Source organism: Paraburkholderia tuberum STM678 (assembly GCF_902833905.1).
GTDB classification, from domain to species: domain Bacteria; phylum Pseudomonadota; class Gammaproteobacteria; order Burkholderiales; family Burkholderiaceae; genus Paraburkholderia; species Paraburkholderia tuberum.
Genome location: NZ_CADFGP010000006.1, coordinates 201,828 through 223,486 on the forward strand (window position 1 = coordinate 201,828; position 21,659 = coordinate 223,486).

Here is a 21,659-nt window from a genome sequence, read left to right on the forward strand (position 1 = left end):
ATGCTATTTCCGCTTGCGGTTCGTGCCGATACTGACGGTGCGCGTCACATCGACGACCGACAGCCGGATCGCGTCGATCAATGCGCGCGCGGCCGGTGACGGCGTGCCCGCCGCGCGCATCGTCAGGCCGATCTCGCGCCGCGTGTTGTGCAGCGGTACATCGAGCACCACCAGTTGCCCGGACTGAATCTCGTGATGCAACTGCTGCGCCGACAAGGCAGCCGCCATGTCGGTACCGAGCAGCAGGCCGCGAATCACCGCGAGGTCGGCGGTCTCGACGGTCGGCAGTGGAGGCTTCACCTTCATCCGCTTGAATTGCGTTTCGAACAGCGCACGCGCCGGCGCGTTGCTGCGCGGCAGAATCCACTGCGCGTCGCGCAGACCCATGATGGTCAGATCGTGCGCGTGAGTCAGCGGATGACCGCGGCGCACCAGCACCACCATGTCTTCCGACATCAGCCGCTCGTTTTTCGGGCCGCTCGTCGCGTCGTTGTCGCGCAGCGCGCCGAGAATGAAATCGATGTCGCCCGCGCGCAGACCGGCCACGAGCGTCTCGTAGGCGCTTTCGTCGGTGACCACGCGCACGCCCGGATTCTCCGAGGTCATTCGCGCGATCGCCTTCGGCAGGATCAGCGTGCGCCCGAGCGGCAACGCGCCGACTGTCACCGAGCCCTGAATCTTGCCGTGCAATGCGGCGATATCGTCGGGGACGTGGCGCAGTTCGTTCAGCGCGCGGCGTACGTGAAGCAGGAACGTTTCGCCCTCGGCCGTCAGCAGAATGCCGCGCGGGCTGCGGTGAAACAGACTCAGTCCCGAGCCGCTTTCGAGTACCCGGATCGCGGTGCTCACCGCGGGCTGGCTGATGCCGAAGGTTTTTGCCGCGCTCGGCATATGCCGATGCCGCGCGAGTGCCGCGAATAGTTGCAAGCGCCGCGTGTTGAGCAGGTACGCGGGCAATGCGCCTTCCGCGACGGGCCGGCGGCGCGTCTGTCGCGCGGCGCACCATCGGGCGAGTTCTTCGAGTTCGGCGAAGATCCGCTCGCAGCGATGCAGCACCGCGCGGCCGACCGGAGTGGGCAGCATGCCCGAAGGACCGCGATCGAACAGCGGTTCGCCGAGCGCCGACTCGAGCTCCTGCACGGAGCGCGTGACCGCCGACTGCGCGCGAAACAACGCGGCCGCCGCGCGCGTCGCGCTGCCCATCTCGGCGACGAGCCGGAATGCGCGCAGTTGCGCGAGATTGAGCAGGTCCTTGCTGCTGACCGACAGCGGCGCTTTGGCGCTCGCCTGGCTGGTGGCGGCGGAAAGCGTGTCGTTGCTCATGCCGCGCCCGCGATCAGATGCAACGACGGCAGCGACAGATTCAGACTTTCCTTCGAGATCTGCGTGTGCTCCTTCATCAACGCATCGACGCGCGCGCCTTCGCCTTTTTTCAGCGCGTCGACGATCGCGTGATGCTGGCGATGCGCGTACATCAGCATCATGAATTGACGCTCGCGCGCGGATTCGTCGAACGCGATCGTGAACGGCGACACGAACGGCACCTTGTCGTTCAGACTGAGCGCGGCCGTGACCGCCTGGTTCTGCGCCGCGTCGACGATCAGTGCATGAAAGCGGCCGTTCATCTGCGCGTAGCGCACGTCGTCGCCTGGCTGCAGATGCTTTTGCTCGAAGATCGCGTCGCCTTCACGCAGGCAGTCGTCGAGCGCGGCGGCGAGCGCGGGGCTCACGCCGTTTTCGGCGACCGAGCGCGCGGCGAGTCCCTCGAGCACGCCGCGCACGCCGCGCACGTCGATCGCGTCGAGCACGTCGCGCACGCTGAAGCGGCGCACGACGTAACCGCGCGAGCCCGAACGATCGAGCAGGCATTCCGACGACAGCACGCTCAACGCATAACGCAGCGGCGTGCGCGACACGCCGAGCCATTGCGCAAGCTGCGCTTCGACGAGCCGCTGCCCGGGCGACAGTTCGCCCGACAGGATCTTCTCGCGTAAGGTCTGCACGATCGCTTGCTGGGTGGTCTCGTTCATCGTTTCGTCGCTCGTCGGAAGCAGCGCAGTATAGCCACGCGTGCAGCACCGCTCCAAGCCTTGGAAATGTGCGTTGCGAGTTGTTTTCCGGGCCATCTGTTTTATTTATCGCGTGACGAGATGCCAAGGCGTCAGGGAAGGCTTGCCTCACCGGCTTGGGATACCGAGGGAGCGCTGCGCGGCGTGGGTCGGGGTGCGCTTCATCCGCGCTCCGGCCGCGCAAATGCCGGGTTTTTACTCGTCAACCCGGCGCTGCCTGAGGTATACCCGTGCTTCCCGTATCGCGGCACAATTTCTATCTTTGTATCCCAAGACGGTCGTGATGACTAGCGCGGCAAACCTGCCGACCTATCCGATTGGCAGCGGCACGAAGTGACGGAAGAGAACGAATATGGCAAGAATCATTGGTGGTATCGGCACGTCCCATGTACCCACGATCGGGTTGGCGTACGACAAGGGCAAGCAGAACGAACCGGCATGGGCGCCGATGTTCAAGGGTTATGAACCGGTGGCGCAGTGGCTGGCCGAGCACAAGCCCGACGTGATGGTGATGTTCTACAACGACCACGCGAACAGCTTCTTCTTCGACTGCTATCCCACGTTCGCGCTCGGCGTGTCGCCCAACCACGAGTTCGCCGATGAAGGCGCCGGCAAGCGTCCGCTGCCCGACATCGCCGGTCATCCGGATCTCGCGATCCATATCGTCGAGCAACTGGTCGCCGACGAATTCGATCTGACCGTCTTCCAGGACCGCCCGCTCGATCACGGCGTCAATTCGCCGCTGTCGCTGATGCTGCCGCATCAGGGCGGCTGGCCGCTGTCGCTGGTGCCGCTCGAAGTGAACGTGCTGCAGTATCCGCTGCCCACCGCGAATCGCTGCTACCGGCTCGGCCAGGCGCTGCGTCGCGCGATCGAATCGTTCGAGCAGGATCTGAAGGTCGTGGTGGTCGGCACGGGCGGGCTGTCGCACCAGGTGCATGGCGAACGCAGCGGCTTCAACAACACCGAATGGGACATGGAATTCCTCGACCTGATCGTCAGCGATCCGGAGCGTCTTGCCGCGATGAAGCACGTCGATTACGTGCGCCTCGGCGGCGCGGAAAGCGTCGAGACGATCATGTGGCTCGCGATGCGCGGCGCGCTGGGTCAGAAGGTCCGCGAACTGCATCGCAGCTACTACCTGGCGACCAGCACCGCGATGGCCGTGACGATCTACGAAGAAGAGGTGGCGTAATGAATCCGCAACTGGTTGGCGTCGAAGAACTGACCGGCACGTATCCGTTCGATATCCGCCAGAGCATGAAGGCGATGCGCCTGAACCGCTTTTTCTGGCAGATGCGCGAAGCGTCGGCGCGCGCGCTGTGGCTCGAAAACCGCACCGCCTCATACGATGCGGCCGGCCTGACGCCGGAAGAACGCACGCTGGTGGACAACACCGACTGGATCGGTCTGATCCGTTATGGGGTGTCTTTCTTCGTGCTCGAGAAGTTCGCGCGTGTGGTGAAGATCACCAACCTCGGCGTGTACGCGAGCATGCGTGGCGAAACGCTCGAAGCGTTTCTGAAGACTCGTCAGGTACCCGACGCCGTTTAAAGGCCGCGCATCAAGGCAGCGCTGTCCGCTGGGTAATCCGATTTGAAAGTTCCGATGTGTAGTTCAAGCCACCCGGCTTACTTCGACCCGGCCGTGATTATCGGCGGGTTCATGTCGCATATCTTCTTTGCTGTGCCGTTGGCGTTGACCGTCAAGCGGTTGAAAGGTAAAGGGCTTTGGCTATACCTCGAAAACGGCCGCACGCTCGCGGCTGTCGTGATCGACGGGGATAACGACACGGGTGTCGCTCATTTGCGCTGGTTCATCGTCGACGATTCTTTGCGCGGCCCCGGGATTGGACGGCAATTGCTGTCGCATGCCATGCGTTTCGTCGACGAGCGGTTCGACGAAACCTATCTATGGACGTTCAAGGGGCTCGACGCGGCGCGTCATCTGTACGAGTCATTCGGCTTTCGGCTAAGTGAAGAATCGGAAGGCACGCAATGGGGAACACGCGTGGTCGAGCAGCGTTTCAACCGGCTTTGCGCAAGGAAAGGCGATAACGGTACTGCGTGATCGGCGCGGCAGCGAACTCGACGCCGTCGGTCAGTGCGCGAGGACCGCCGCCGCGATCCGGTCGGCCAAATCGCCGAGAACGCGGCTCAACGCGGCCGCCTGCGCGAGCGCATCGTGTCCATTGATCGCGGAGTCGAGCGTCACCTGCTGCCGCAGCGTCGCCTGATCCGAGTGCCCGGCCAGCAGCGTCCACTCCGCTTGCAGCGTCAGCGTGCCGCTCGAGTCGGCCGTGGCATTCAGCACGGTGACGACCAGCGTGCGCGTGCCGGGCGGCGCGGGTGCATCCGGAACGACGAACGATCCGGCGGGCAGCCGCGTGAGCAAGTCCTGGGCAAGCGTTTTGCGCATCATCTGAGCGAGCGGTGCGCCCCACAGGTCGCTATCGTCGATCGTCAGCCGGTTCTGCGAAGCCAGCGTGACGACTTCGAGCCGATCGAGCACCGCGGGAATATGCACGGCGGTCAGTTGAATCGGTGGGATCGGCGCCGTGGCGGGCGGCGCGTCGGCGGGCATCGGGTTCAACGTCACATAGCGTGTCGGTATGCTGTGTCCGCATCCGGCGAGCGTCATCGCCGCGACGGTTACGACAAACGCCGCCGTCCTGACGCTCGTCGCGAGCGATGCCGCGACGGCGCGTCCGACGGGGAACGTGGACCTCGTCATCATTGAGCCTCCTGCTGCCTGCCACGGATCAGCGCCTCCGGATGGCGGTCGAGATAGTCGGCCAGTGCCCGAATCGAGCGTGCGGTGTCGGTCAGCTCCTGCATGGCGGCAGGCAGGTCGTTCTGGCTCGACGCGTCGCCGCCTAGCGTCCGGTTCGCCGCGGCAACGGTGCGATCGGCCGCGTTCGCCGTCTCGCGCAATTGCGCGACGAGCGGACCGATCTGTGGCGAGACCTGCTGCAACGTGTGATCGATCTGCGCGACCGAGTGGTCGATGTGCGTCAGGCTGTCCTTGATCTGAGGCGAGGAACTGAGCGCGTCGATATGCGCGGCGATACTGCGGACCTGTTCGCCGGTTTGCCGGATCGGAAGATCGTCGATTTTCTGGATCACCTCGTTGGCCTTGGCCATCGTCGTGTCGAGATTCGCGGCGGCGACACTCGGAATGACGGGCAGGCCGTCCTCGCTGGCGAGCGTCGCCACCGGCGCGCCTTGCACGAAGTCGAGGTTGATCTTGTCCGCGCCGACGAGCGGCGGATCTTGCGACAACCGCGCGCGCAAGCCTGTGGCGACGAGCCGGGTGAGCATGCCATCGACGAGCGGGCGCCAGTCCCCGTTGGCCGGTGGCGGCGCGCCGACGATGCCAAGCTGCGACGGGTTCAGCGCGATCTGCACCGGGGTGCTCAGCGCGCCCGTGCGTGCGTCGTAGTTCAGGCGCACGCTGGTGACGGTGCCCACGTCGAAACCGCGCAATTGCACATCGGCACCACTCTTCAGGTCGCCGACGGCGCCCTCGAAGCGCACCAGATAGGTGACGACCGGGCCGTGCCCCGGCGCGAGCGCGGGGCGGCGATCGACACCGTCGAAATGCGATGCCGGTTCGCCGGGCCCGGGCTCCATCACGATCTCGGGGCCGGTCAGCACTCCCTTGATCGACGCTGGATCGTTGAGATCCACGTGTGCGCCGCGCAGATAAAACCTGGTCTCGCTGCGCAGATACTTTTTTTCGGCGCGATCTATCTTTAGCTCGGCTTGCACGTGTCGGCCATCGGGCGCGAGCGTAATCTCCGAGACGGCGCCGACCTTCACGCCGCGCAGCGTGACGATCGTGTCGTCGGGCTTCATGCCGTACGCGTTGTCGAAGGTTACCGTGACCGTCTCGCCATGATGCATCAACGCGCGAACGCCGAGCCATCCGGCCATCGCGAAGGCTGCGACCGGCACCGCCCAGATCCAGCCGGGCCAAGAGCTGCGCCGCACCTGAGCTTGCGAACGACGGGGACGCGTGCCGCTCATCGCTTGCTCCGCGGGTGGACGTCCCACATCAGGCGCGGGTCGAATGCGCGCGAAGCGGCCATCGTCAGAAACACGACCAGCGCGAACGCGGTGGCGCCAATGGCGGGTCTCGCCGCGGCGATGCCGTCGAACCGGACCAGCGGCACGAACGCCGCGATCGTGAACACGTCGACGTACGACCATCGGCCGAGTTCGTCGATCAGGCGGTACAGATGCGCCTTGACCCGCAGATGCCGGCGCGAACGGCGCCGAACGGAGACGACGAACCATGCCATGCCGAGAATCTTCGCCACCGGAATGATGATGCTCGTACAGATGATCAGAATGCCGAGCGGCCACAGGCCAGCGTGAAACAGCTGGTAGACGCCGTCGATGATCCGGGTTGAGTGGGTCCGCCCGAGTTGCATCGAAGTGGTCATCGGAAAGAGGTTGGCCGGGATCGTCAGAACGAGCGCGGCGAGCGACAGCGCAGCCGCGCGCACGACGGCGTCGGTTTTGCGAGCGCGCAACGTCAGTGCGCAGCGAGGGCACGGACGCCCCTCCTGCGACATCGGCACGACCAGATCGCAAACCGTGCAGGACAGCGGCGCTTCATGTTCCGGCAACTCGTTTTCCGCGGCGATCGCGCGCCACACCGTTCTCCGGTCGAGCGACGCGCGCGTGAGCATCGACAGCAGCGCCGCGGCGATGAAGCAGTAGCCGCCGGGGGCGATCGTGCCGGTCAGATTCTGCGTCACGCGCGCGTAACCGACGAAGCAGCCGACCAGATAGACATCGGGCATGGTCCAGATATCGAGCGAGGTGGTCCAGCGAAACAGCGCGCCGATTCCTCTGGTACGCCGGCCGAGCCGCAGCGCGGCGAGGACGATCACGAGGCCGCCAAAGCGGATGAATGGCAGCACGATACCGAAGGTGCCGAGCAGTACCGCGAGAATGAACCAGCCATCGTTCCACATCTGCACGATGCCCGACGACAGCAGTGATGAGCGTTCGACGCCGAGCATATGGACATACATCAGCGGCGCGAGGTTGGCCGGAAACAGCAATACGAAGGTCGCGCTCGCGCAGGCGAGCGCCGCGGTCTGGCTTCGGCCGCTACGCCGCTCGAGCGGAAAGTGACAGGCGCGGCAACGCGCGTAGGTATGGGCGGTGAGCGGCGGGATGTCTTCGAGCGCGCCGCATTCGGGGCAGCCGATCGTCATGCGACGTTCTCCATCGGCTGTCCGTTTTCAGGCGGGCAGCGCGTTGCGAATGAGGTTTCGCCGATCATCACTCGACCCCTGGCGCCGTTTGGCGCGTGCATGCACGGCAGACGCGCTGGCGCGCGCCAGTTCTTGTCCTCCACTAGCATGGCGCGTTCCCGGCCCGGCCTCGGCGCGCCGGGCAGCACGGACGAACGGCGGCCGCGGTGTGGCGTCAGTCGGGTGAGCGGTTCCGATCCGCTTCGCTTTGCGAGCCGGGCGGCGTGCCCGGTTTGGTGTCCGGCGCCGCTGACGGGCCGGCGTCGGCAAGGATCAGCAACCTCGAAGACAGCGCGTCGGGATGGCCCGGCTTGAACCAGTTCATCTCGGGAATGCGTGAATCGGTCAGGTAGATCGTGCCGTCCGGCCCTTCCGCGAACGTATCCGGCCATCGCAGGCCGGGCTCGTGCAGCAACGTCGTCAATGTCGCGCCGTCCCATACCTTCACCGCGTGTTCTTCGACCGCGGTAATCAGCAGGCGTCCCGTCCGGTCGATGTGCAGCCCGTCGGCGGGGCGATGCTCGAGCACTTTCTCGACGCGGTTGCCGACTTCATCGGTCGCGAGCGTGGTATCGCGAAGCGCTTCGGTGGGCACGCGGTAAAGCGTTTTGCCCTTCACCGCCTGCCAGTACAGATACAGTCCATCGCGAGTGAGCGCGATGCCGTCGGCCGCAAATTCGACGCCGCGTCCATCGGGACGCCGCAATGGTGCGCCGCCTGCATGGACCGTGACGCCCGGATCCGTTTGCGTCGACGGATGCCCGTCGAGCACGCGGCGCGCTTGACCGGTGCCGAGATCGACCACCACGATCGCGCCGCGTGTTCCAGAGTCCGTGATGTAGGCGAAACGGCCGTCGGGACTGATGCGCACGTCGTTCAGATAGCTGCCCTGAGGTGCGATTTCGAGCGTGAACGCAATGCAGCCGACGACGCTATCCGTCGCAAGATCGATGCGGACCAGTTTAGGGGCACCCGGCACGACGAACGCCTGGGCCGGCGCGCCGGGGTCGAGTACCCACAGGTTGTTTTGGGAATCGCACAGCATCGCCTGCACGCAGACCCAGCGATCCTGCGGGTTCAACTCGTCACGCCTGGCATTGCGCCAGCCGTTCCATCGATCGTCGGGATAAGGACGGACGTCGCCATCGGGCGTGAGTACGCCGACGGAGATCGGCGCGTCTTCTGTCCAGCGCGGGAAGTTGACGAAGATGCGTCCGTCCGCGGCGACGGCGACGCCGGTCACCTGGTGCCCGAAAGACGCAATCTCGCGCAGATGCGGCAGCGAGCCGTCGTCACCGGCGCTCGATGCAGGCGCGGCGGTCAGTGGAACCCGATCCGCGGCGGTTGGCGTGGCGGTGTCTTTCATGAGCTGTCTCCGGGACAGGACGGAAATGTCAGTATTCAGCAAACCGAATGCCGCGTGCAAAGATAAAGTAAATCGTAATCCGCGAATCTTTCGGAAGGTATTCAACGTGAATTGCTGACCGCCCTTTATGCGAATCGTTTGACTTTCGCGCGAGCAGAGAACGGTAGTGCGCGCAATAGGGAAAGCCGAGTTGTCGCGTGGCGCTTGATACGACATGGCGCGCTAAAAGGCCGCGTTGCTACTACGTCATTCAGGGCGAAAAGAATCGCTCCGCGGCGGCGTGCGGAGCCGCCGTACCAAACGGTCCATTTCGGCAACTCTGACTCTCAGGGTTTCTCCTGACTCGCCTTTGGACCCGCCGTGTCACTCGTGCGCTACACCGCTCATTTGCAAAGAAAAAATAATGCCGACGTCAAAGGAATGTGCTAGAAAATAACAATTGCACGCGCAGACAAATAGCCACGCCTGCAAGTAAAAATTTCGGCTTTCAATACTCTTAATCGGCCGCGAGGTGGATCGTGAGAACAAGGACGCTTTGGGGGCTCGGGGTGACGACGGTCGCTTCGGTGCTAACGCTGCAATGTTATCCGGCGTGGGCCGACGGACCCGAAGCGGCGTATGCGTCCGACGACGAGGTGCCGGCCGGCTCGCTCAGTCCGAACGAGTACAAGGTCAATGCGGACGGCATGAAAGAAGATCCGAATGCGAAGATGTCGGACGTGGCCCGCGCGTATCGCAATGGCTATATCAATCGCGGCAAGCAGGATCAGGCCGATTACCAGGCAATGATCGACTCGCACAATCACGGTCAGCGGCAACCCGCCAGGACCGACGTCGCGCGGGTCGACGTGCCGCCGCTGCCGCCGGGCGTTCCCGAAGACGATAACTCGAAGTACACGAGTATTCCGCCGCAGCCTCAGAAGCCGCGGCCGGTCCAATACACGCAGCGTCAGGTGCCGCAACCGCCGCCGCAACAGCAATATCAGCAGGTGTACCAGCAGCCGCAGTACGCGCCGCCGCCAATGCAATACCAGCAGGCGCCGGCCTACGCGCAGATGCAGCCGGTCTACGACAACCAGCCGGTATACGTGCGGCAGGACTATCCTCAGCCGCCCGTGCAGTACGTGCCGGTTTATCCGCAGGCGCAATACGATGAAATGCCGCAGGTCGTGGAAACGGTGGTTCAACCGGTCGCGCCTGTCGCTTATCAGGTTTATCGTCCGCCGGTCTATTGGGCGCAGCCGCGCGTGTATGCGTATCGCGCGCCGGTCTACAGCTATCGTATGTGGCGTTGAGGTATTGCGCGAGTCGTGGCGGCGTTGCGCAGCAATGGAACGCCGCGGCGAATACTCGCACGCATCGATTGATTGGCCGATAGAAAGTACTCAGCCCGCCGCATTCGTGGCGGGCTGAGTACTTTCTTTTATTCGTTTTGCGCTAGTGGCCGCTGGCACCTCTCGTGCGCACATTCAGATGGTTATTCACCTGTCTGACTCCGCGCACCGATCTCGCGACACTGCCCGCGCGTTGCACCTGAGCGCGCTGCGGTACCCAACCGGTCAGCGTCACGATACCGCGGCGCGCCTGCACGTGAATCGACGTTGAATGCAGGTTCGGTGTGCGTGCGAGCGCGCGCCGCACGTCGCGCGCAAGCTCGCTATCGGGTCTGTTGCGAGCCGGCGATGCCGCGATGGATTGGCTTTGCGCGGAAGCATCGTTCGGCATGCCGCCACTGGTTTGCGCATTCGCACAGGTCGCAGTGCCGATCGCAATTGCTGCCGCGGCAATGGCGCCAATTAGGGTGCTCGCGCTGTCTTTTCTCACAAGTCCTCCTGTACCACCTGATTGTCGCTCGCCGCGCAGCAGATCGACGTTGCGGCTATTGCGCTTGCCCGTTGCCCAATAGCGCGTCCGTCGTGACGACCGTGCAGTACTCTTGATCGAGGTTGGCCAGTGACATCGCGTGAATGTCGTCGGCGCTGCGCGGCGTTCCGTTCCAGTCGGTCCGTGCAAAAGTGAAACAGCCGTCGGCCACTAGATAGGTATCGAAACCGAGGTTGCCGGCCATCCGCACCGTGGCCTCGACCGAGTTGTTGGTGATGACACCCGCCACGACCAGCGTCGTGTGGCCGGCGGCGCGCAGGCGGTCTTCGAGTCCCGTGCCGATGAACGCGTTATTCGTGCGTTTCGCAATCACCGGTTCGTCGGGCAACGGCACGTTGGACGCCTTGAATTCGTGTCCCGCCTGACCCGGCCGATAGTGCGACCCAGGCTCCGTCGAGTCGTGCCGCACATGCCACACCGGCCAGCCTCGGCTACGCCAATGCGCGAGCAAGCGGCTCACCTGCGTCTCGGCTGCGGGATTGTTGCGCTCGCCCCAACTCGGATGATCGATCGCGCGTTGCAGATCGATCAACAACAATACGGCGCCGGCGGAAGGAGCGGGAGAACGCATGGGTCGAATGAGTCTGTGTAGGTGTCGATATCGTTCTGGCAGACTTTACCGTATTGGCGCCATCAATAGCCATGTATGATGGCGGGCTCGCGCCCGGCAGGGGCCCTGCGCGGGCGGCTTGCGCGGATCGCGCGCCGTCTGCCGCGCCCACCGGGCCGCAACGCATCCCTTCACGATGATCCAGAGGAAGACCGCCATGACGGCTGCAACGCAATTCGACCAGGTTTCTGTTGTCAAACGAGCCAACGTGTACTTCGACGGCAAGTGCGTGTCGCACACCGTGCTGTTCGCCGACGGCACGCGCAAGACGCTCGGCGTGATCCTGCCCGGCACGCTGAACTTCGGCACTGACGCGCCGGAGCTGATGGAAGTGCAGGCGGGCAAATGCCGCATCCGTCTCGACGGCAGCGATGAGTGGAAGACCTATGGCGCGGGCGAATCGTTCTCGGTGCCTGGCAAGAGCCGCTTCGATATCGATGTGGTTGAAACGCTGGACTACGTTTGCAGCTATCTGTAAGCGGCTTTAAGGCGCGTGCAGTGGGATAAGAAAGACCTGTTGCAAGCAGCCGGGACGGCTTGGACAATGGACCCAGGCTATCTTTGCTCAGATGTGTTGAAGAGACAACGCGCAAGCATTCGCGAGTGCATGCTTGAGCCAGGTGCTCAGAATGGGCCGTCCATTACGCTTCGCTTCGACGATGAACCTTACGCTGTCTCTTTCGCCACGATCTCCTCGATCACCTTCACGAATTGCTCGACCGGCTGGCCGCCGGTCACCAGATAGCGGCGGTTGAAAATGATCGACGGCACCGATTGAATGCCCATTTCCTGATTGTTCTTTTCCGCTTCGCGCACTTCATCGGCATACGCGCCGCTCGTCAGCACGTCGCGCGCTTCGTTGGCGTCGAGTCCTACCGACTGGGCCGCTTCGACCAGCACGTCATGATTGCCCGGATTCTTGCCGTCGGCATGATACGCGCGCAATAGCGCGAGCTTCAGCGGTAACTGGTGGCCCTTCAGGCCGGCCCAATGCAGCAGGCGGTGCGCGTCGAACGTATTGTAGGTGCGGATGCGCGGACCGAAATCGAAGCCGACGCTCGCGCCGCGTTCGCGGATCATCGCCTGCGTTTCGGCGATCTGCGCGGCTGTGCGGCCGTATTTCTTGCCGAGATACTCGACGATGTCTTCGCCGTCCGGTGCCATCTGCGGATTCAGTTCGAATGGATGCACGACGATACGCGCGTCGATTTTGTCCTGAAGCCGCGCGAGCGCGAGCTGCAGCGACGACAGGCCGATCGCGCACCACGGGCAGGCGATGTCGGAAACGAAATCGATGGTGAGCTGCTGTTTCATGGTTGTCCTGGCGGAATGAACTGCGATGCGGCGGCGGCAAGTGCGGCCGCAACGAAACCGACAGCGTAGCGTGAATCGTCCGTCCGTGCAGTGCGGCTGAATTTGACCGCAAGACCCGGAGTGTTTTCCCGCCACCACACTCGTACACTAAGTTCATCGAGCTACCTACCTTGATGGCGCGGGGCGACGAGCCCGCGCCGCCCACTCATCGACGATGAACGCAATCGCTCCCACCCAAACGATCGACCACCGCGTCGACGCACTCGACTGGCCGCGGATCGAACACGATCTCGATCAGTACGGCTGCGCCGCCGTGCCGCAACTGTTGACGCCCCGCGAATGCGACGCGCTGAGCGCGCTCTATACACGCGACGCGCTTTATCGCAGCCGCGTCGTCATGGCGCGCCACGGCTTCGGTCGCGGCGAATACAAGTACTTTGCGTATCCGCTGCCGTCGCTCGTCGGCGGCTTGCGCGGTGCCCTTTATCCGCACCTCGTGCCGGTCGCGAACCGCTGGAACATGGCGATGGGCATCGACGTGCGCTATCCGCCGAAACATGCGGATTTCATTCGACGCTGCCATGACGCCGGCCAGGTGCGTCCGACGCCGCTGATCCTGCAATACGGCGAGGGCGATTTCAACTGCCTGCATCAGGATCTGTACGGCGAACACGTGTTCCCGCTGCAGGTTGCGGTACTGCTGTCGGAGCCGGGGCGCGACTTCACAGGCGGCGAGTTCGTGATGACCGAGCAGCGTCCGCGCATGCAGTCGCGTGCCGAAGTCGTGCCGCTCGCGAAGGGCGACGCGGTCGTGTTCGCCGTGAACAGCCGGCCCGTGCAGGGTACGCGCGGGCCGTATCGCGTGAATCTGCGGCACGGCGTGAGCCGCCTGCGCTCGGGACATCGGCATACGGTCGGCATCATCTTTCATGATGCGCTGTGAGGGCCGCTGTCGGCGCAATGGCGCAACACCGCGTGCCGTGAGACGATAACGGCCACGATTCCAGCGATCTGCCGCCATTGTCGTGAGATCCGTCGCCTCGTCCCATGGAAAACCTGCTCAAGAAACTCGATCTGACTTCGCTGCGTCTGTTCGTCGCCGTTTGCCAGGAGCGCAATATCGCGCGCGCGGCGCAGCGCGAGTTCATCGCGTCGTCGGCGGTGAGCCGGCGCATCGCCGAGATCGAGGCGCTGATCGGCCTGCCGGTGATTCAGCGGCAGTCGCGCGGCATTACCGTGACGCCGGTCGGCGAGACCGTGCTGCGCTACGCGCTCGCGATCATCGGCAATATCGAGCAGATGAGCGCGGAGTTGTCGCGCTTTTCGACGGGCGTCAAAGGGCGCGTGAGGGTGGTCGCGAATCTGTCGTCGATCGTGCAGTTTCTGCCTGAAGACGTGGCCGCGTTCGGCCGCGCGTTCCCGGATGTAGCGATCGAACTCGAAGAAGAAAACAGCGCGGACGTGCTGCGTATCGTCGACGAACACGGCGCGGACTTCGGCATCTGCAATCCGGTTGCTGGCAGCGAGGCGTTCGAGCAGGTGCCGTACCGCCAGGACCGGCTCGCGGTGCTCGTGCCGGGTGGGCATCGGCTCGCCAGCGCGGCGCGGGTGAACTTCGACGATCTGTTGCACGACAGCTTCGTCGGCTTGCGCAGCGAAAGCGCGCTCACACGTTTGCTCGCGCAGCAGGCGGCGAGCGCGGGGCGGCAGCTCGAGGTGCGCATGCGCGTGAGCAGTCTCGATGCGCTGTGCCGGATGGTGCATGCGGGGCTCGGCATCGCGATCGTGCCCGAGCCGGTCGGCCTGCTCTACGTGAACACGCTCGACGTGCGGCTGCTGCCGCTTGCCGATGCGTGGGCGGAGCGTCATCTGATCATCATCTTCAAGGCGCGCGAGCAGTTGAGCGCGAGCGCGGCCGCGCTGGTGTCGTTCCTCGGCAATCCGCCTTAGACGATTCCACCACCCGCACTGCGCGCCACCGCTCCGCCATCGAGCATTCGCGAAACGAGACGGCAGCGTTGCCGCACCGGCACTTCGGCATCCGCCTTGCGCGCCGTATAGTGAGCGCAAGGAGAATGCAGTGATGAGCGATACGATTCGTTTGGACGGCCGCGTGCTGTACCTGTCGCAAGACCCGGCCGTGATCGAGGCGCAACTGGCCGGCGAAAACTTCACTCGCGACACGGCGGGGCCGTTGCGCGACAACGTGTCGACGGACGAGATCACGCCCGTCACCGTAATGCTCACCTACGACGAGCGCCTCGGCCAGTACCCGTACGTCGGCTTCAAGGCTGGCGAGCGTCTGCCGATCGGCCGCAATGCGGTGAAGGACGGCGGCTTTCGCGTGACGGTGGCCGGCAAGCGCTACGGCAAGGGCTCGTCGCGCGAATCGAGTCCGCTCGCGGAGTTGTCCGCAGGGATTCGCCTGATCGTTGCCGAGAGCTTCGAGCGTATCTATCAGCAGAACTGCGACAACATCGGCATTCTGACCACGACCGATTTTTCCGTGCTCGATCGCCTGCTTGCAGGCGAAGCGGTGCCGATCGACGAATTCCTCAAAGGCCGCGACTCGCTCACGCAGCAGATCATCCGCAGCGGCGGGCTGCTCGCGTATAGCCGGTTCGCGGAGTGGCCCGCGCCGGGCGAGCGCGCGAGCGATGCCCCGAACGAGGCGCCGGGCGCCGAGCCGAAAACGCTGGTCGAGAAGATCATCGACCGTCATCTGCATCCGGGCACCGCGAGCGCGCAGCGCGGCGACGGCGTGTTCATCGCCGCCGACTGGCGCTTCAGCCATGACTATTTCACCGGCATGTGCGCGCATCTGATGCATCGGGCGTTCGGCAAGCCCGCGCCGCTGCATGCGCCGGATCACATCATCGCGTTCCAGGATCATCTGGTGCTCGCGCCGCAGAGCATCCCTCACGTGCGCGACGGTCTGTTGCCGGGCGTCGCGAATCTGATGGAAGGCCACACGTCGTTTTCGCGCGGCTACCCGGTGCGCTCGCACAGCGCGCTCGATGGTGTGCCCGGCTCCGAGGGCATCTGTCATGCGTTGATGGCCGAACAATACGCGCTGCCGGGCCAGGTAGCATGCGGTACCGATTCGCACACGCCGCATTCGGGCGCGCTCGGCTGCCTCGCATTTGGCGCGGGCGCGACCGAAATCGCCAATAGCTGGGTCACGGGCTACGTGCGCTGCAAAGTGCCGGAGACGCTGCGCATCGAGATCGACGGCCAGTTGCGCGACGGCGTGACCGCAAAGGACGTCGTGCTGCATCTGCTGCGGATGGAGGCGATTCGCTCGGGCGGCGCGATCGGCCTCGTGTTCGAATACGGCGGCGCGGCGGTGCGCGCGATGTCGATCGACGAACGTGCGACGCTGACCAACATGGTCGCGGAACTCGGCGGCTTTACCGGCATCGTCGAACCGGACGAGCGCACGGTCGCGTTCCTGAAGGAGCGGCGCGGCGTCGATTTCGTGCTGGAAGGCTGGATGAAAAGCGACGCGGACGCGACCTATCGCGACACGATCCATATCGATGCGAACGCGATCGAACCGATGCTCGCGCGTCCGGGCGACCCCGGCAATGGCGTGCCGGCGACGCGGCTCGAACAGGACGTCGCGATCGATATCGCGTACGGCGGCTCGTGCACCGCGGGCAAGCGCGAGGACTTCGATTTCTATCACGAGGTGCTGCGTTGGGGCGTCGAGCACGGCCTACGGGTGCCCGAGCGCACGCGTTTGTATCTGCAATTCGGGACGATGGCGGTGCGCGCGTATTGCGAGGAGCAGGGCTATCTGCCGGTGTTCGAGCGCGCGGGCGTGACGCTCGTGATGCCTGGCTGCGGCTCGTGCGCAAACTGCGGACCGGGACAATCGGCCAACCCGAACGACGTGACGATCAGCGCGATCAACCGCAATTTCCCCGGCCGTTCGGGACCAGGCGACGTCTGGCTCGCGAGCCCGTACACGGTCGCGGCGAGCGCGCTGGCCGGGAAAATCACCACGTTCGAACAATTGCAACGCGGGCACGGCTAGAATGCTGGCCGGACTCCGGCCGACCCATCGTGGCGCGTGCGACGCGCGACAAGACGCAAGGCCGGCATCGAACCGGCCGCGGTAAGCGATCAGCCCTGCCGTAAAAGCAGTCGCAACAGAAGGAGACAGACAACATGGCATTCCCCGATCCCGCGGGGTCCGTCGCGCGCAGCGGCGGTACCGTGGCGCATTCCACTGACGCGGCCGGCAGCGCCGAGCGCGGCGCGCCCGCGCAGGTGACGGGCCACGCATCGCTCGACGCCGGCAGCATTTCGGCGCGCCTCGACCGCTTGCCCGCCACGCGCTCCGTCTGGAAGCTGGTGGTGCTGCTGAGCCTCGGCTTCTTCTTCGAACTCTACGACCTGCTGTACTCCGGCTATATCGCGCCGGGCCTCGTGAAAAGCGGCATGTTGACCGCGACCACGCATGGCCTGTTCGGCTCGACCGGCGTCGCGAGTTTCATCGCCGCGCTGTTTGGCGGCCTGTTTATCGGCACGATCGCGTGCGGTTTCCTCGCGGATCGCTTCGGGCGGCGCGCGGTGTTCACCTGGTCGCTGCTGTGGTACACCGCGGCGAACCTCGTGATGGCGTTTCAGGAGACCGCGACGGGCCTTAATTTCTGGCGCTTCGTCGCCGGTGTCGGCATCGGCGTCGAACTGGTGACGATCGGCACGTACATCTCCGAGCTGGTGCCGAAGCAGATCCGCGGCCGCGCGTTCGCGTGCGAGCAGGCGGTCGGCTTCACGGCCGTGCCGGTGGTCGCGTTTCTATCGTTTCTGCTGGTGCCGCGCACGCTGTTCGGTCTGGACGGCTGGCGCTGGGTCGTGCTGATCGGCGCGCATGGCGCGCTATTCGTCTGGTGGATTCGCCGCGCGTTGCCGGAAAGCCCGCGCTGGCTCGCGCAGCAAGGACGTCTCGCCGAAGCCGACCGCGTGATGAACGCGCTCGAGGCGAAGGTACGTCACGAATATGGCCGCGAGTTGCCGCCGCCGGCGCCGCCGGTGCCGATCCCACCGCGCGGCAGCTTCCGCGACATGTGGGTGCCGCCGTACCGCAGCCGCACGCTGATGATGACGATCTTCAACATCTTCCAGACGGTCGGCTTCTATGGCTTCGCGAACTGGGTGCCGACGCTGCTGATCAAGCAGGGCATCACGATCACGACGAGCCTGATGTATTCGAGCGTGATCGCATTGGCCGCGCCGCTCGGTCCGATCATCGGGCTGTTTATCGGCGACCGCTTCGAGCGCAAGACGGTGATCGTCGTGATGGCCGGCGTCAATATCGTGTGCGGGTTGTGGTTCAGTCAGGTATCGGGGGCGGTGCTCCTCGTGAGCCTCGGAGTGTGCCTGACGCTGGCCGGCAACATCATTTCGTACAGTTATCACGCGTACCAGACCGAACTGTTTCCGACCAGCATCCGGGCGCGCGCGGTCGGCTTCGTCTACTCGTGGAGCCGCTTTTCCGCGATTTTCACGGCCTTTCTGATCGCGGCCGTGTTGCGCTACTTTGGCACGACCGGCGTGTTCGTGTTCATCGCGGGCGCGATGCTGATCGTGATGCTGGCGATTGGCTTGATGGGGCCGAAGACGAAAGGGCTCGAACTCGAGAAGATATCCACCTAGCGAAGGCCGGCTGTCGAGCCGGCCCGCCGCGATGTGCCGCATTGGCTATGCCCTCAATGGAATGCACGGTCAGAGCGCCGGCCTTCCTGCAAAGCGGGGTCCAGGACTGCTTCAGGTGCCCACAGGACGGATCGACAGCGCGTTCCTGACCGAAGTTACGCCGGGTACCCCTTTCGCCACCTCGGTTGCCCGGTCGCTTTCTGCCTGAAGCGGTACGCTGCCCTGCAGCGTGACAGCACCATCGCGGGCGCGAACTGTGATATTGGCCGTTGAGATGTTCCTGTCTCTCACCAGCGCATTTCGAACCTGACGCTGTAGCGCCCGGTTCGCTGCTTTCATTGACTTGTAATGCGATCGGGCTTCGGGCGTCGTGGTCGGGGCAGACGCAGGGGCGTTAGCGTTGCTCGCCTGCGCATAGGCGTGAATCGAACCCGAAATCAGAAGGGCGGTACCGACCAGTTTGACGGCGTGGATTGCTTTCATGCATCTTCTCCTGTCGTTGCAGATCGTTGGGGCTACAGATTCAGGGATATCACACACACGCCCCCACAATATTTCTGAGGCGGATCAAATGGCACTATAGGACAATAAAGGGTTAGGTCAAGCAACAATGCAAATCCCGCCAATTGCGCGAACAACCGAAGAAATTAGAATACTTCAAATTATGATGGCGCTCTAATTCTGTTGATAGGGTTGCAAATCAAAACCAGGGATTAGTTTTTTTCCGCCTTTAATCACGGATTACCGGTGTCTGATTGACATTTTTAGCCATCCCCGATGTAGCGGCACAGTTACATTGCGCCGTCGATTTACGCCGGCCTCGAGAGCGCGGAGCATGCGATACGCGACCCGCGGCAACTCGCCCTGCCGCACCTTTGCTGTGCATGACACGCACTCCGATGAAGAGGCCGAGCCGCCGTCCATGGTGAAGTAGGCAATTCGTCCATGCTCGCAGCCGCGCGTTCGCCGCCCCGATCAGAACAACTGCTTCTGCCCCGACATCAGCGTCGTGAAATCGTCGCGTAGCAACGGCAGAATCGCGTCGGCAACCGGCTGCAATTGCCGCGTCAGATAGTGCTCGTAGTCGATCGCCGAGCGCAGCGTTTCGAGCGGCTCGGGGCCGGCCACCGTCATCACATAGCTGATCCAGCCGCCGTTCTGATATTGCAGCGGACGTCCCTGCTGGCGATTGAACTCATCGGCGACGCGTGCCGCGCGCACATGCGGTGGCACGTTGCGCTCGTAAGCGTCGATCGGTCTGCGCAACTGCTTACGATAGACGAGCTGATCGTCGAGCCGGCCGGCGAGCGTATCGCGCACATAGTCGCGCACGTAATCCTGATACGGCTGCTGCTTGAAGATGCGCCGATACAGTTCCTGCTGAAACTGCTGCGCAAGCGGCGTCCAATCGGTGCGCACGGTTTCGAGCCCTTTGTAGACCACGTCCTCGCGGCCGTCCGGCAATACCGTAAGTCCTGCGTAGCGTTTCTTGCTGCCTTCCTCGGCACCGCGCACCGTCGGCATGAAAAAGCGCCGATAGTGCCGCTCGAATTGCAGTTCCAACGCACTGTCGATACCGAAGCGCGCCTGCAGCTTCTGCCGCCACGCCGCGTTGATATGTTCGACGAGCGCGCGGCCGATGCGCGCGGCGTCTTCCTCGTCATGCGCGTGCCTGAGCCAGACGAAGGTCGAATCGGTGTCGCCGTAAATCACTTCGTAGCCTTGCGCCTCGATCAGCTCGCGTGTCGTGTGCATGATCTCGTGGCCGCGCATCGTGATCGACGACGCAAGCCGCGGATCGAAGAAGCGGCAGCCGGTCGAGCCTAGCACGCCATAAAACGCGTTCATGATGATCTTCAGCGCCTGCGACAGCGGCTTGTTGTGCTCGCGCTTGGCCGCTTCGCGTGCCTGCCACACCTGCGCGACGATCGACGGTAAGCAGTGACGCGTGCGTGAAAAGCGCGCGCCGAGAAAGCCCGGCACCGAGCTCGCGTCGTCGGGATGCAGCATGCCTTCGACCAGACCGAGCGGGTCGATCAGAAACGTGCGGATGATCGACGGATACAGGCTCTTGTAGTCGAGCACGAGCACCGAGTCATAGAGCCCGGGCCGCGAATCCATCACGAAGCCGCCGGGGCTCGCGGCGCCGGCCACGTCGCCGAGATTCGGCGCGACATAGCCCTGCCGATGCATGCGCGGCATGTACAGATGCGTGAACGCCGCGACCGAGCCGCCGCTGCGATCGGCGGGCAGGCCGGTCACGGTCGCGCGTTCGAGCAGGAACGGCAGCAACTCGGTCTTCGCGAAGATACGCGTGACGAGCTCGCAGTCCTTCAGGTTGTAACGCGCGAGCGCGGGCTTGTCTTCGTCGAAGCGGCGCTGGATTTCGTCCATGCGCTGATACGGATTGTCGATCGCTTTGCCTTCGCCCAGCACCGAGCGCGACACGTATTCGAGGCTGAACGACGGGAAGCTCCACGTCGCCGAACGCAATGCCTCGATGCCGTCGATGACCCAACGACCCGCCACGCCCGCGAAAAAGTGATTGCGCGTGACGCCGTGTTCGCGCCACTCCATCACCGCGCCGCCTCGTCCGATGCGCAGCGGCACGCGATACTGCCCGGCATGTTGTTGCAGTACCTTCAGATCGAACTGCACGAGGTTCCAGCCGATGATCGCATCGGGATCGTGCCGCTCCATCCACTCGATCAGTTTTTCGAGCAGCTGTGCGCGGGTTTCGCAGTATTCGAGCTTGAAGTCGATGGCGTCGGTGACGTTGCCGATGTTGCCGAGGTTGCCATTCGGCGGCCCAAGCATATACACCTGCCGCTCGCCGCAGCCTTCGAGCGCGATCGAATATAGCTCGGCATGCGCGCTCGTTTCGATGTCGAGCGACACGAGCTTCAACGGCGGACGATAGTCGTTGGACGGTTTGAGTTCGCTGTCGAGCCAGGGGCCATCGAGCCCCGGACCATTCTGCTGCGGCACGCCGCTGAACCACACCGGCGCGGTGATGAAGCGCTCCATCATGTAGCGCTCGGGCGGCTGGATATCGGCTTCGTAGACATCGACACCGCCTTCTCTGAGGCGCTTCTCGAAGCCCTTCAATTGCCGGTATTGCGCACAGTAAAGCCCGCTGACCGGCCGATGCTGGAAGTCGCGCAATTCGAGCGAACGCAGATCGAGCGGCGCGTCGCGGCGCAGGATCGTTTCGGCGCGTTCGCGATGTTCGGCCGGAATGAAGGCGACGGACGGCTGAGGGCGCAGACGGATGTGCCGCGGCCCGCTGTCCGTGGCCAGCCAGAACTCGATTTCCGTGCCGGCGGGCGTGTCCCGCCAATGTCGGGTCAAAATGAAACCCTGCTCGAACTCAGTCAAACTTCCACCTTTAAAGCGGCGCAATCGCCTTGCGCGATTTTACCGCCGCAGGCAGGGACTGTTGAACGGGCAATGAAAAGGGCGCTTCGTACTGAAGCGCCCCAA

The 21,659-nt window shown here is 64.0% G+C and carries 19 protein-coding genes and 1 pseudogene; 9 read left to right on the forward strand and 11 right to left on the reverse strand.

All coding sequences use genetic code 11. The features are described from left to right. Window positions 1-3: 3 nt before the first annotated feature. Window positions 4-1,323, reverse strand: a complete 1,320-nt coding sequence (locus HWY30_RS07435; RefSeq protein WP_090806866.1) for a LysR family transcriptional regulator — start codon at window positions 1,321-1,323, stop codon at window positions 4-6. After that, window positions 1,320-2,030 (reverse strand): GntR family transcriptional regulator, encoded by a 711-nt coding sequence (locus tag HWY30_RS07440; protein WP_090810185.1) that lies wholly within the window; start codon window positions 2,028-2,030, stop codon window positions 1,320-1,322. The genes HWY30_RS07435 and HWY30_RS07440 overlap by 4 nt, the downstream gene beginning before the upstream one ends. Before the next feature lie 391 nt (window positions 2,031-2,421). Here HWY30_RS07440 and HWY30_RS07445 point away from each other — a divergent pair, with 391 nt between their 5' ends. From HWY30_RS07445 to HWY30_RS07455, 3 genes and pseudogenes are all read left to right on the forward strand, one after another. Next, window positions 2,422-3,264 carry a gallate dioxygenase gene (locus HWY30_RS07445; protein ID WP_090806864.1) on the forward strand — a complete coding sequence of 281 codons (843 nt, stop codon included), beginning with the start codon at window positions 2,422-2,424 and terminating at the stop codon, window positions 3,262-3,264. After that, window positions 3,264-3,623, forward strand: a complete 360-nt coding sequence (locus HWY30_RS07450; RefSeq protein WP_090806862.1) for a protocatechuate 3,4-dioxygenase — start codon at window positions 3,264-3,266, stop codon at window positions 3,621-3,623. The genes HWY30_RS07445 and HWY30_RS07450 overlap by 1 nt, the downstream gene beginning before the upstream one ends. Before the next feature lie 162 nt (window positions 3,624-3,785). Continuing rightward, window positions 3,786-4,139, forward strand: a pseudogene (locus HWY30_RS07455) (GNAT family N-acetyltransferase); the annotation flags it as partial. A 30-nt stretch (window positions 4,140-4,169) separates the two neighbouring features. Here the strand turns inward: HWY30_RS07455 and HWY30_RS07460 are convergent. The 4 genes from HWY30_RS07460 to HWY30_RS07475 all read right to left on the reverse strand — a co-directional run bounded on the left by HWY30_RS07460 (window position 4,170) and on the right by HWY30_RS07475 (window position 8,704). Continuing rightward, window positions 4,170-4,805 carry a PqiC family protein gene (locus HWY30_RS07460; RefSeq protein ID WP_090806860.1) on the reverse strand — a complete coding sequence of 212 codons (636 nt, stop codon included), beginning with the start codon at window positions 4,803-4,805 and terminating at the stop codon, window positions 4,170-4,172. Beyond that, window positions 4,802-6,097 carry an MlaD family protein gene (locus HWY30_RS07465; RefSeq protein ID WP_090810183.1) on the reverse strand — a complete coding sequence of 432 codons (1,296 nt, stop codon included), beginning with the start codon at window positions 6,095-6,097 and terminating at the stop codon, window positions 4,802-4,804. Before HWY30_RS07465 ends, HWY30_RS07460 begins: the two co-directional genes overlap by 4 nt. After that, on the reverse strand, window positions 6,094-7,299 hold the full coding sequence (locus HWY30_RS07470) for a paraquat-inducible protein A (protein ID WP_090806858.1): 1,206 nt from the start codon (window positions 7,297-7,299) through the stop codon (window positions 6,094-6,096). The genes HWY30_RS07465 and HWY30_RS07470 overlap by 4 nt, the downstream gene beginning before the upstream one ends. A gap of 214 nt (window positions 7,300-7,513) precedes the next feature. After that, window positions 7,514-8,704 (reverse strand): L-dopachrome tautomerase-related protein, encoded by a 1,191-nt coding sequence (locus HWY30_RS07475; RefSeq protein WP_090806856.1) that lies wholly within the window; start codon window positions 8,702-8,704, stop codon window positions 7,514-7,516. A gap of 518 nt (window positions 8,705-9,222) precedes the next feature. On the opposite strand from HWY30_RS07475, the gene HWY30_RS07480 reads away from it, so the two are divergent. Further along, window positions 9,223-9,999 (forward strand): hypothetical protein, encoded by a 777-nt coding sequence (locus tag HWY30_RS07480; RefSeq protein ID WP_090806854.1) that lies wholly within the window; start codon window positions 9,223-9,225, stop codon window positions 9,997-9,999. A gap of 142 nt (window positions 10,000-10,141) precedes the next feature. Here the strand turns inward: HWY30_RS07480 and HWY30_RS07485 are convergent, their stop codons facing one another. Then, window positions 10,142-10,528: a BON domain-containing protein gene (locus tag HWY30_RS07485; RefSeq protein ID WP_090806852.1), complete on the reverse strand. Its 387-nt coding sequence runs from the start codon at window positions 10,526-10,528 to the stop codon at window positions 10,142-10,144. 55 nt (window positions 10,529-10,583) lie between these two features. Beyond that, window positions 10,584-11,159 (reverse strand): cysteine hydrolase family protein, encoded by a 576-nt coding sequence (locus HWY30_RS07490; protein WP_090806850.1) that lies wholly within the window; start codon window positions 11,157-11,159, stop codon window positions 10,584-10,586. A gap of 196 nt (window positions 11,160-11,355) precedes the next feature. Here HWY30_RS07490 and ppnP point away from each other — a divergent pair, with 196 nt between their 5' ends. Continuing rightward, the gene (ppnP, locus tag HWY30_RS07495; RefSeq protein WP_008917257.1) at window positions 11,356-11,676 is read left to right on the forward strand and encodes a pyrimidine/purine nucleoside phosphorylase; all 321 of its coding nucleotides are present in this window, start codon (window positions 11,356-11,358) and stop codon (window positions 11,674-11,676) included. A gap of 188 nt (window positions 11,677-11,864) precedes the next feature. On the opposite strand, the gene HWY30_RS07500 is transcribed toward ppnP, so the two are convergent. After that, window positions 11,865-12,512, reverse strand: coding sequence for a DsbA family oxidoreductase (locus HWY30_RS07500; protein ID WP_090806848.1), 648 nt, complete (start codon window positions 12,510-12,512; stop codon window positions 11,865-11,867). A 214-nt stretch (window positions 12,513-12,726) separates the two neighbouring features. Here HWY30_RS07500 and HWY30_RS07505 point away from each other — a divergent pair, with 214 nt between their 5' ends. From HWY30_RS07505 to HWY30_RS07520, 4 genes are all read left to right on the forward strand, one after another. Then, window positions 12,727-13,455: a 2OG-Fe(II) oxygenase gene (locus HWY30_RS07505; RefSeq protein WP_090806846.1), complete on the forward strand. Its 729-nt coding sequence runs from the start codon at window positions 12,727-12,729 to the stop codon at window positions 13,453-13,455. Between the two features lie 104 nt (window positions 13,456-13,559). Continuing rightward, on the forward strand, window positions 13,560-14,462 hold the full coding sequence (locus tag HWY30_RS07510; protein ID WP_090806843.1) for a LysR family transcriptional regulator: 903 nt from the start codon (window positions 13,560-13,562) through the stop codon (window positions 14,460-14,462). A gap of 133 nt (window positions 14,463-14,595) precedes the next feature. Continuing rightward, window positions 14,596-16,551: an aconitase family protein gene (locus tag HWY30_RS07515; RefSeq protein WP_090806841.1), complete on the forward strand. Its 1,956-nt coding sequence runs from the start codon at window positions 14,596-14,598 to the stop codon at window positions 16,549-16,551. Window positions 16,552-16,685: 134 nt separating this feature from the next. Continuing rightward, window positions 16,686-18,176, forward strand: coding sequence for an MFS transporter (locus HWY30_RS07520; protein WP_090806839.1), 1,491 nt, complete (start codon window positions 16,686-16,688; stop codon window positions 18,174-18,176). Window positions 18,177-18,287: 111 nt separating this feature from the next. Here the strand turns inward: HWY30_RS07520 and HWY30_RS07525 are convergent, their stop codons facing one another. Further along, window positions 18,288-18,659 (reverse strand): BON domain-containing protein, encoded by a 372-nt coding sequence (locus tag HWY30_RS07525; protein ID WP_090806837.1) that lies wholly within the window; start codon window positions 18,657-18,659, stop codon window positions 18,288-18,290. A 492-nt stretch (window positions 18,660-19,151) separates the two neighbouring features. Continuing rightward, window positions 19,152-21,554, reverse strand: a complete 2,403-nt coding sequence (locus HWY30_RS07530) for a DNA polymerase II (RefSeq protein ID WP_090806835.1) — start codon at window positions 21,552-21,554, stop codon at window positions 19,152-19,154. Window positions 21,555-21,659 lie beyond the last annotated feature (105 nt).

Bases quoted from the DNA above. Each gene is read 5' to 3' on its own strand.
- HWY30_RS07435 (WP_090806866.1), bottom strand. From the start codon at position 1,323: ATGAGCAACGACACGCTTTCCGCCGCCACCAGCCAGGCGAGCGCCAAA.
- HWY30_RS07440 (WP_090810185.1), bottom strand. From the start codon at position 2,030: ATGAACGAGACCACCCAGCAAGCGATCGTGCAGACCTTACGCGAGAAG.
- HWY30_RS07445 (WP_090806864.1), top strand. From the start codon at position 2,422: ATGGCAAGAATCATTGGTGGTATCGGCACGTCCCATGTACCCACGATC.
- HWY30_RS07450 (WP_090806862.1), top strand. From the start codon at position 3,264: ATGAATCCGCAACTGGTTGGCGTCGAAGAACTGACCGGCACGTATCCG.
- HWY30_RS07460 (WP_090806860.1), bottom strand. From the start codon at position 4,805: ATGATGACGAGGTCCACGTTCCCCGTCGGACGCGCCGTCGCGGCATCG.
- HWY30_RS07465 (WP_090810183.1), bottom strand. From the start codon at position 6,097: ATGAGCGGCACGCGTCCCCGTCGTTCGCAAGCTCAGGTGCGGCGCAGC.
- HWY30_RS07470 (WP_090806858.1), bottom strand. From the start codon at position 7,299: ATGACGATCGGCTGCCCCGAATGCGGCGCGCTCGAAGACATCCCGCCG.
- HWY30_RS07475 (WP_090806856.1), bottom strand. From the start codon at position 8,704: ATGAAAGACACCGCCACGCCAACCGCCGCGGATCGGGTTCCACTGACC.
- HWY30_RS07490 (WP_090806850.1), bottom strand. From the start codon at position 11,159: ATGCGTTCTCCCGCTCCTTCCGCCGGCGCCGTATTGTTGTTGATCGAT.
- ppnP (WP_008917257.1), top strand. From the start codon at position 11,356: ATGACGGCTGCAACGCAATTCGACCAGGTTTCTGTTGTCAAACGAGCC.
- HWY30_RS07500 (WP_090806848.1), bottom strand. From the start codon at position 12,512: ATGAAACAGCAGCTCACCATCGATTTCGTTTCCGACATCGCCTGCCCG.
- HWY30_RS07505 (WP_090806846.1), top strand. From the start codon at position 12,727: ATGAACGCAATCGCTCCCACCCAAACGATCGACCACCGCGTCGACGCA.
- HWY30_RS07510 (WP_090806843.1), top strand. From the start codon at position 13,560: ATGGAAAACCTGCTCAAGAAACTCGATCTGACTTCGCTGCGTCTGTTC.
- HWY30_RS07515 (WP_090806841.1), top strand. From the start codon at position 14,596: ATGAGCGATACGATTCGTTTGGACGGCCGCGTGCTGTACCTGTCGCAA.
- HWY30_RS07520 (WP_090806839.1), top strand. From the start codon at position 16,686: ATGGCATTCCCCGATCCCGCGGGGTCCGTCGCGCGCAGCGGCGGTACC.
- HWY30_RS07525 (WP_090806837.1), bottom strand. From the start codon at position 18,659: ATGAAAGCAATCCACGCCGTCAAACTGGTCGGTACCGCCCTTCTGATT.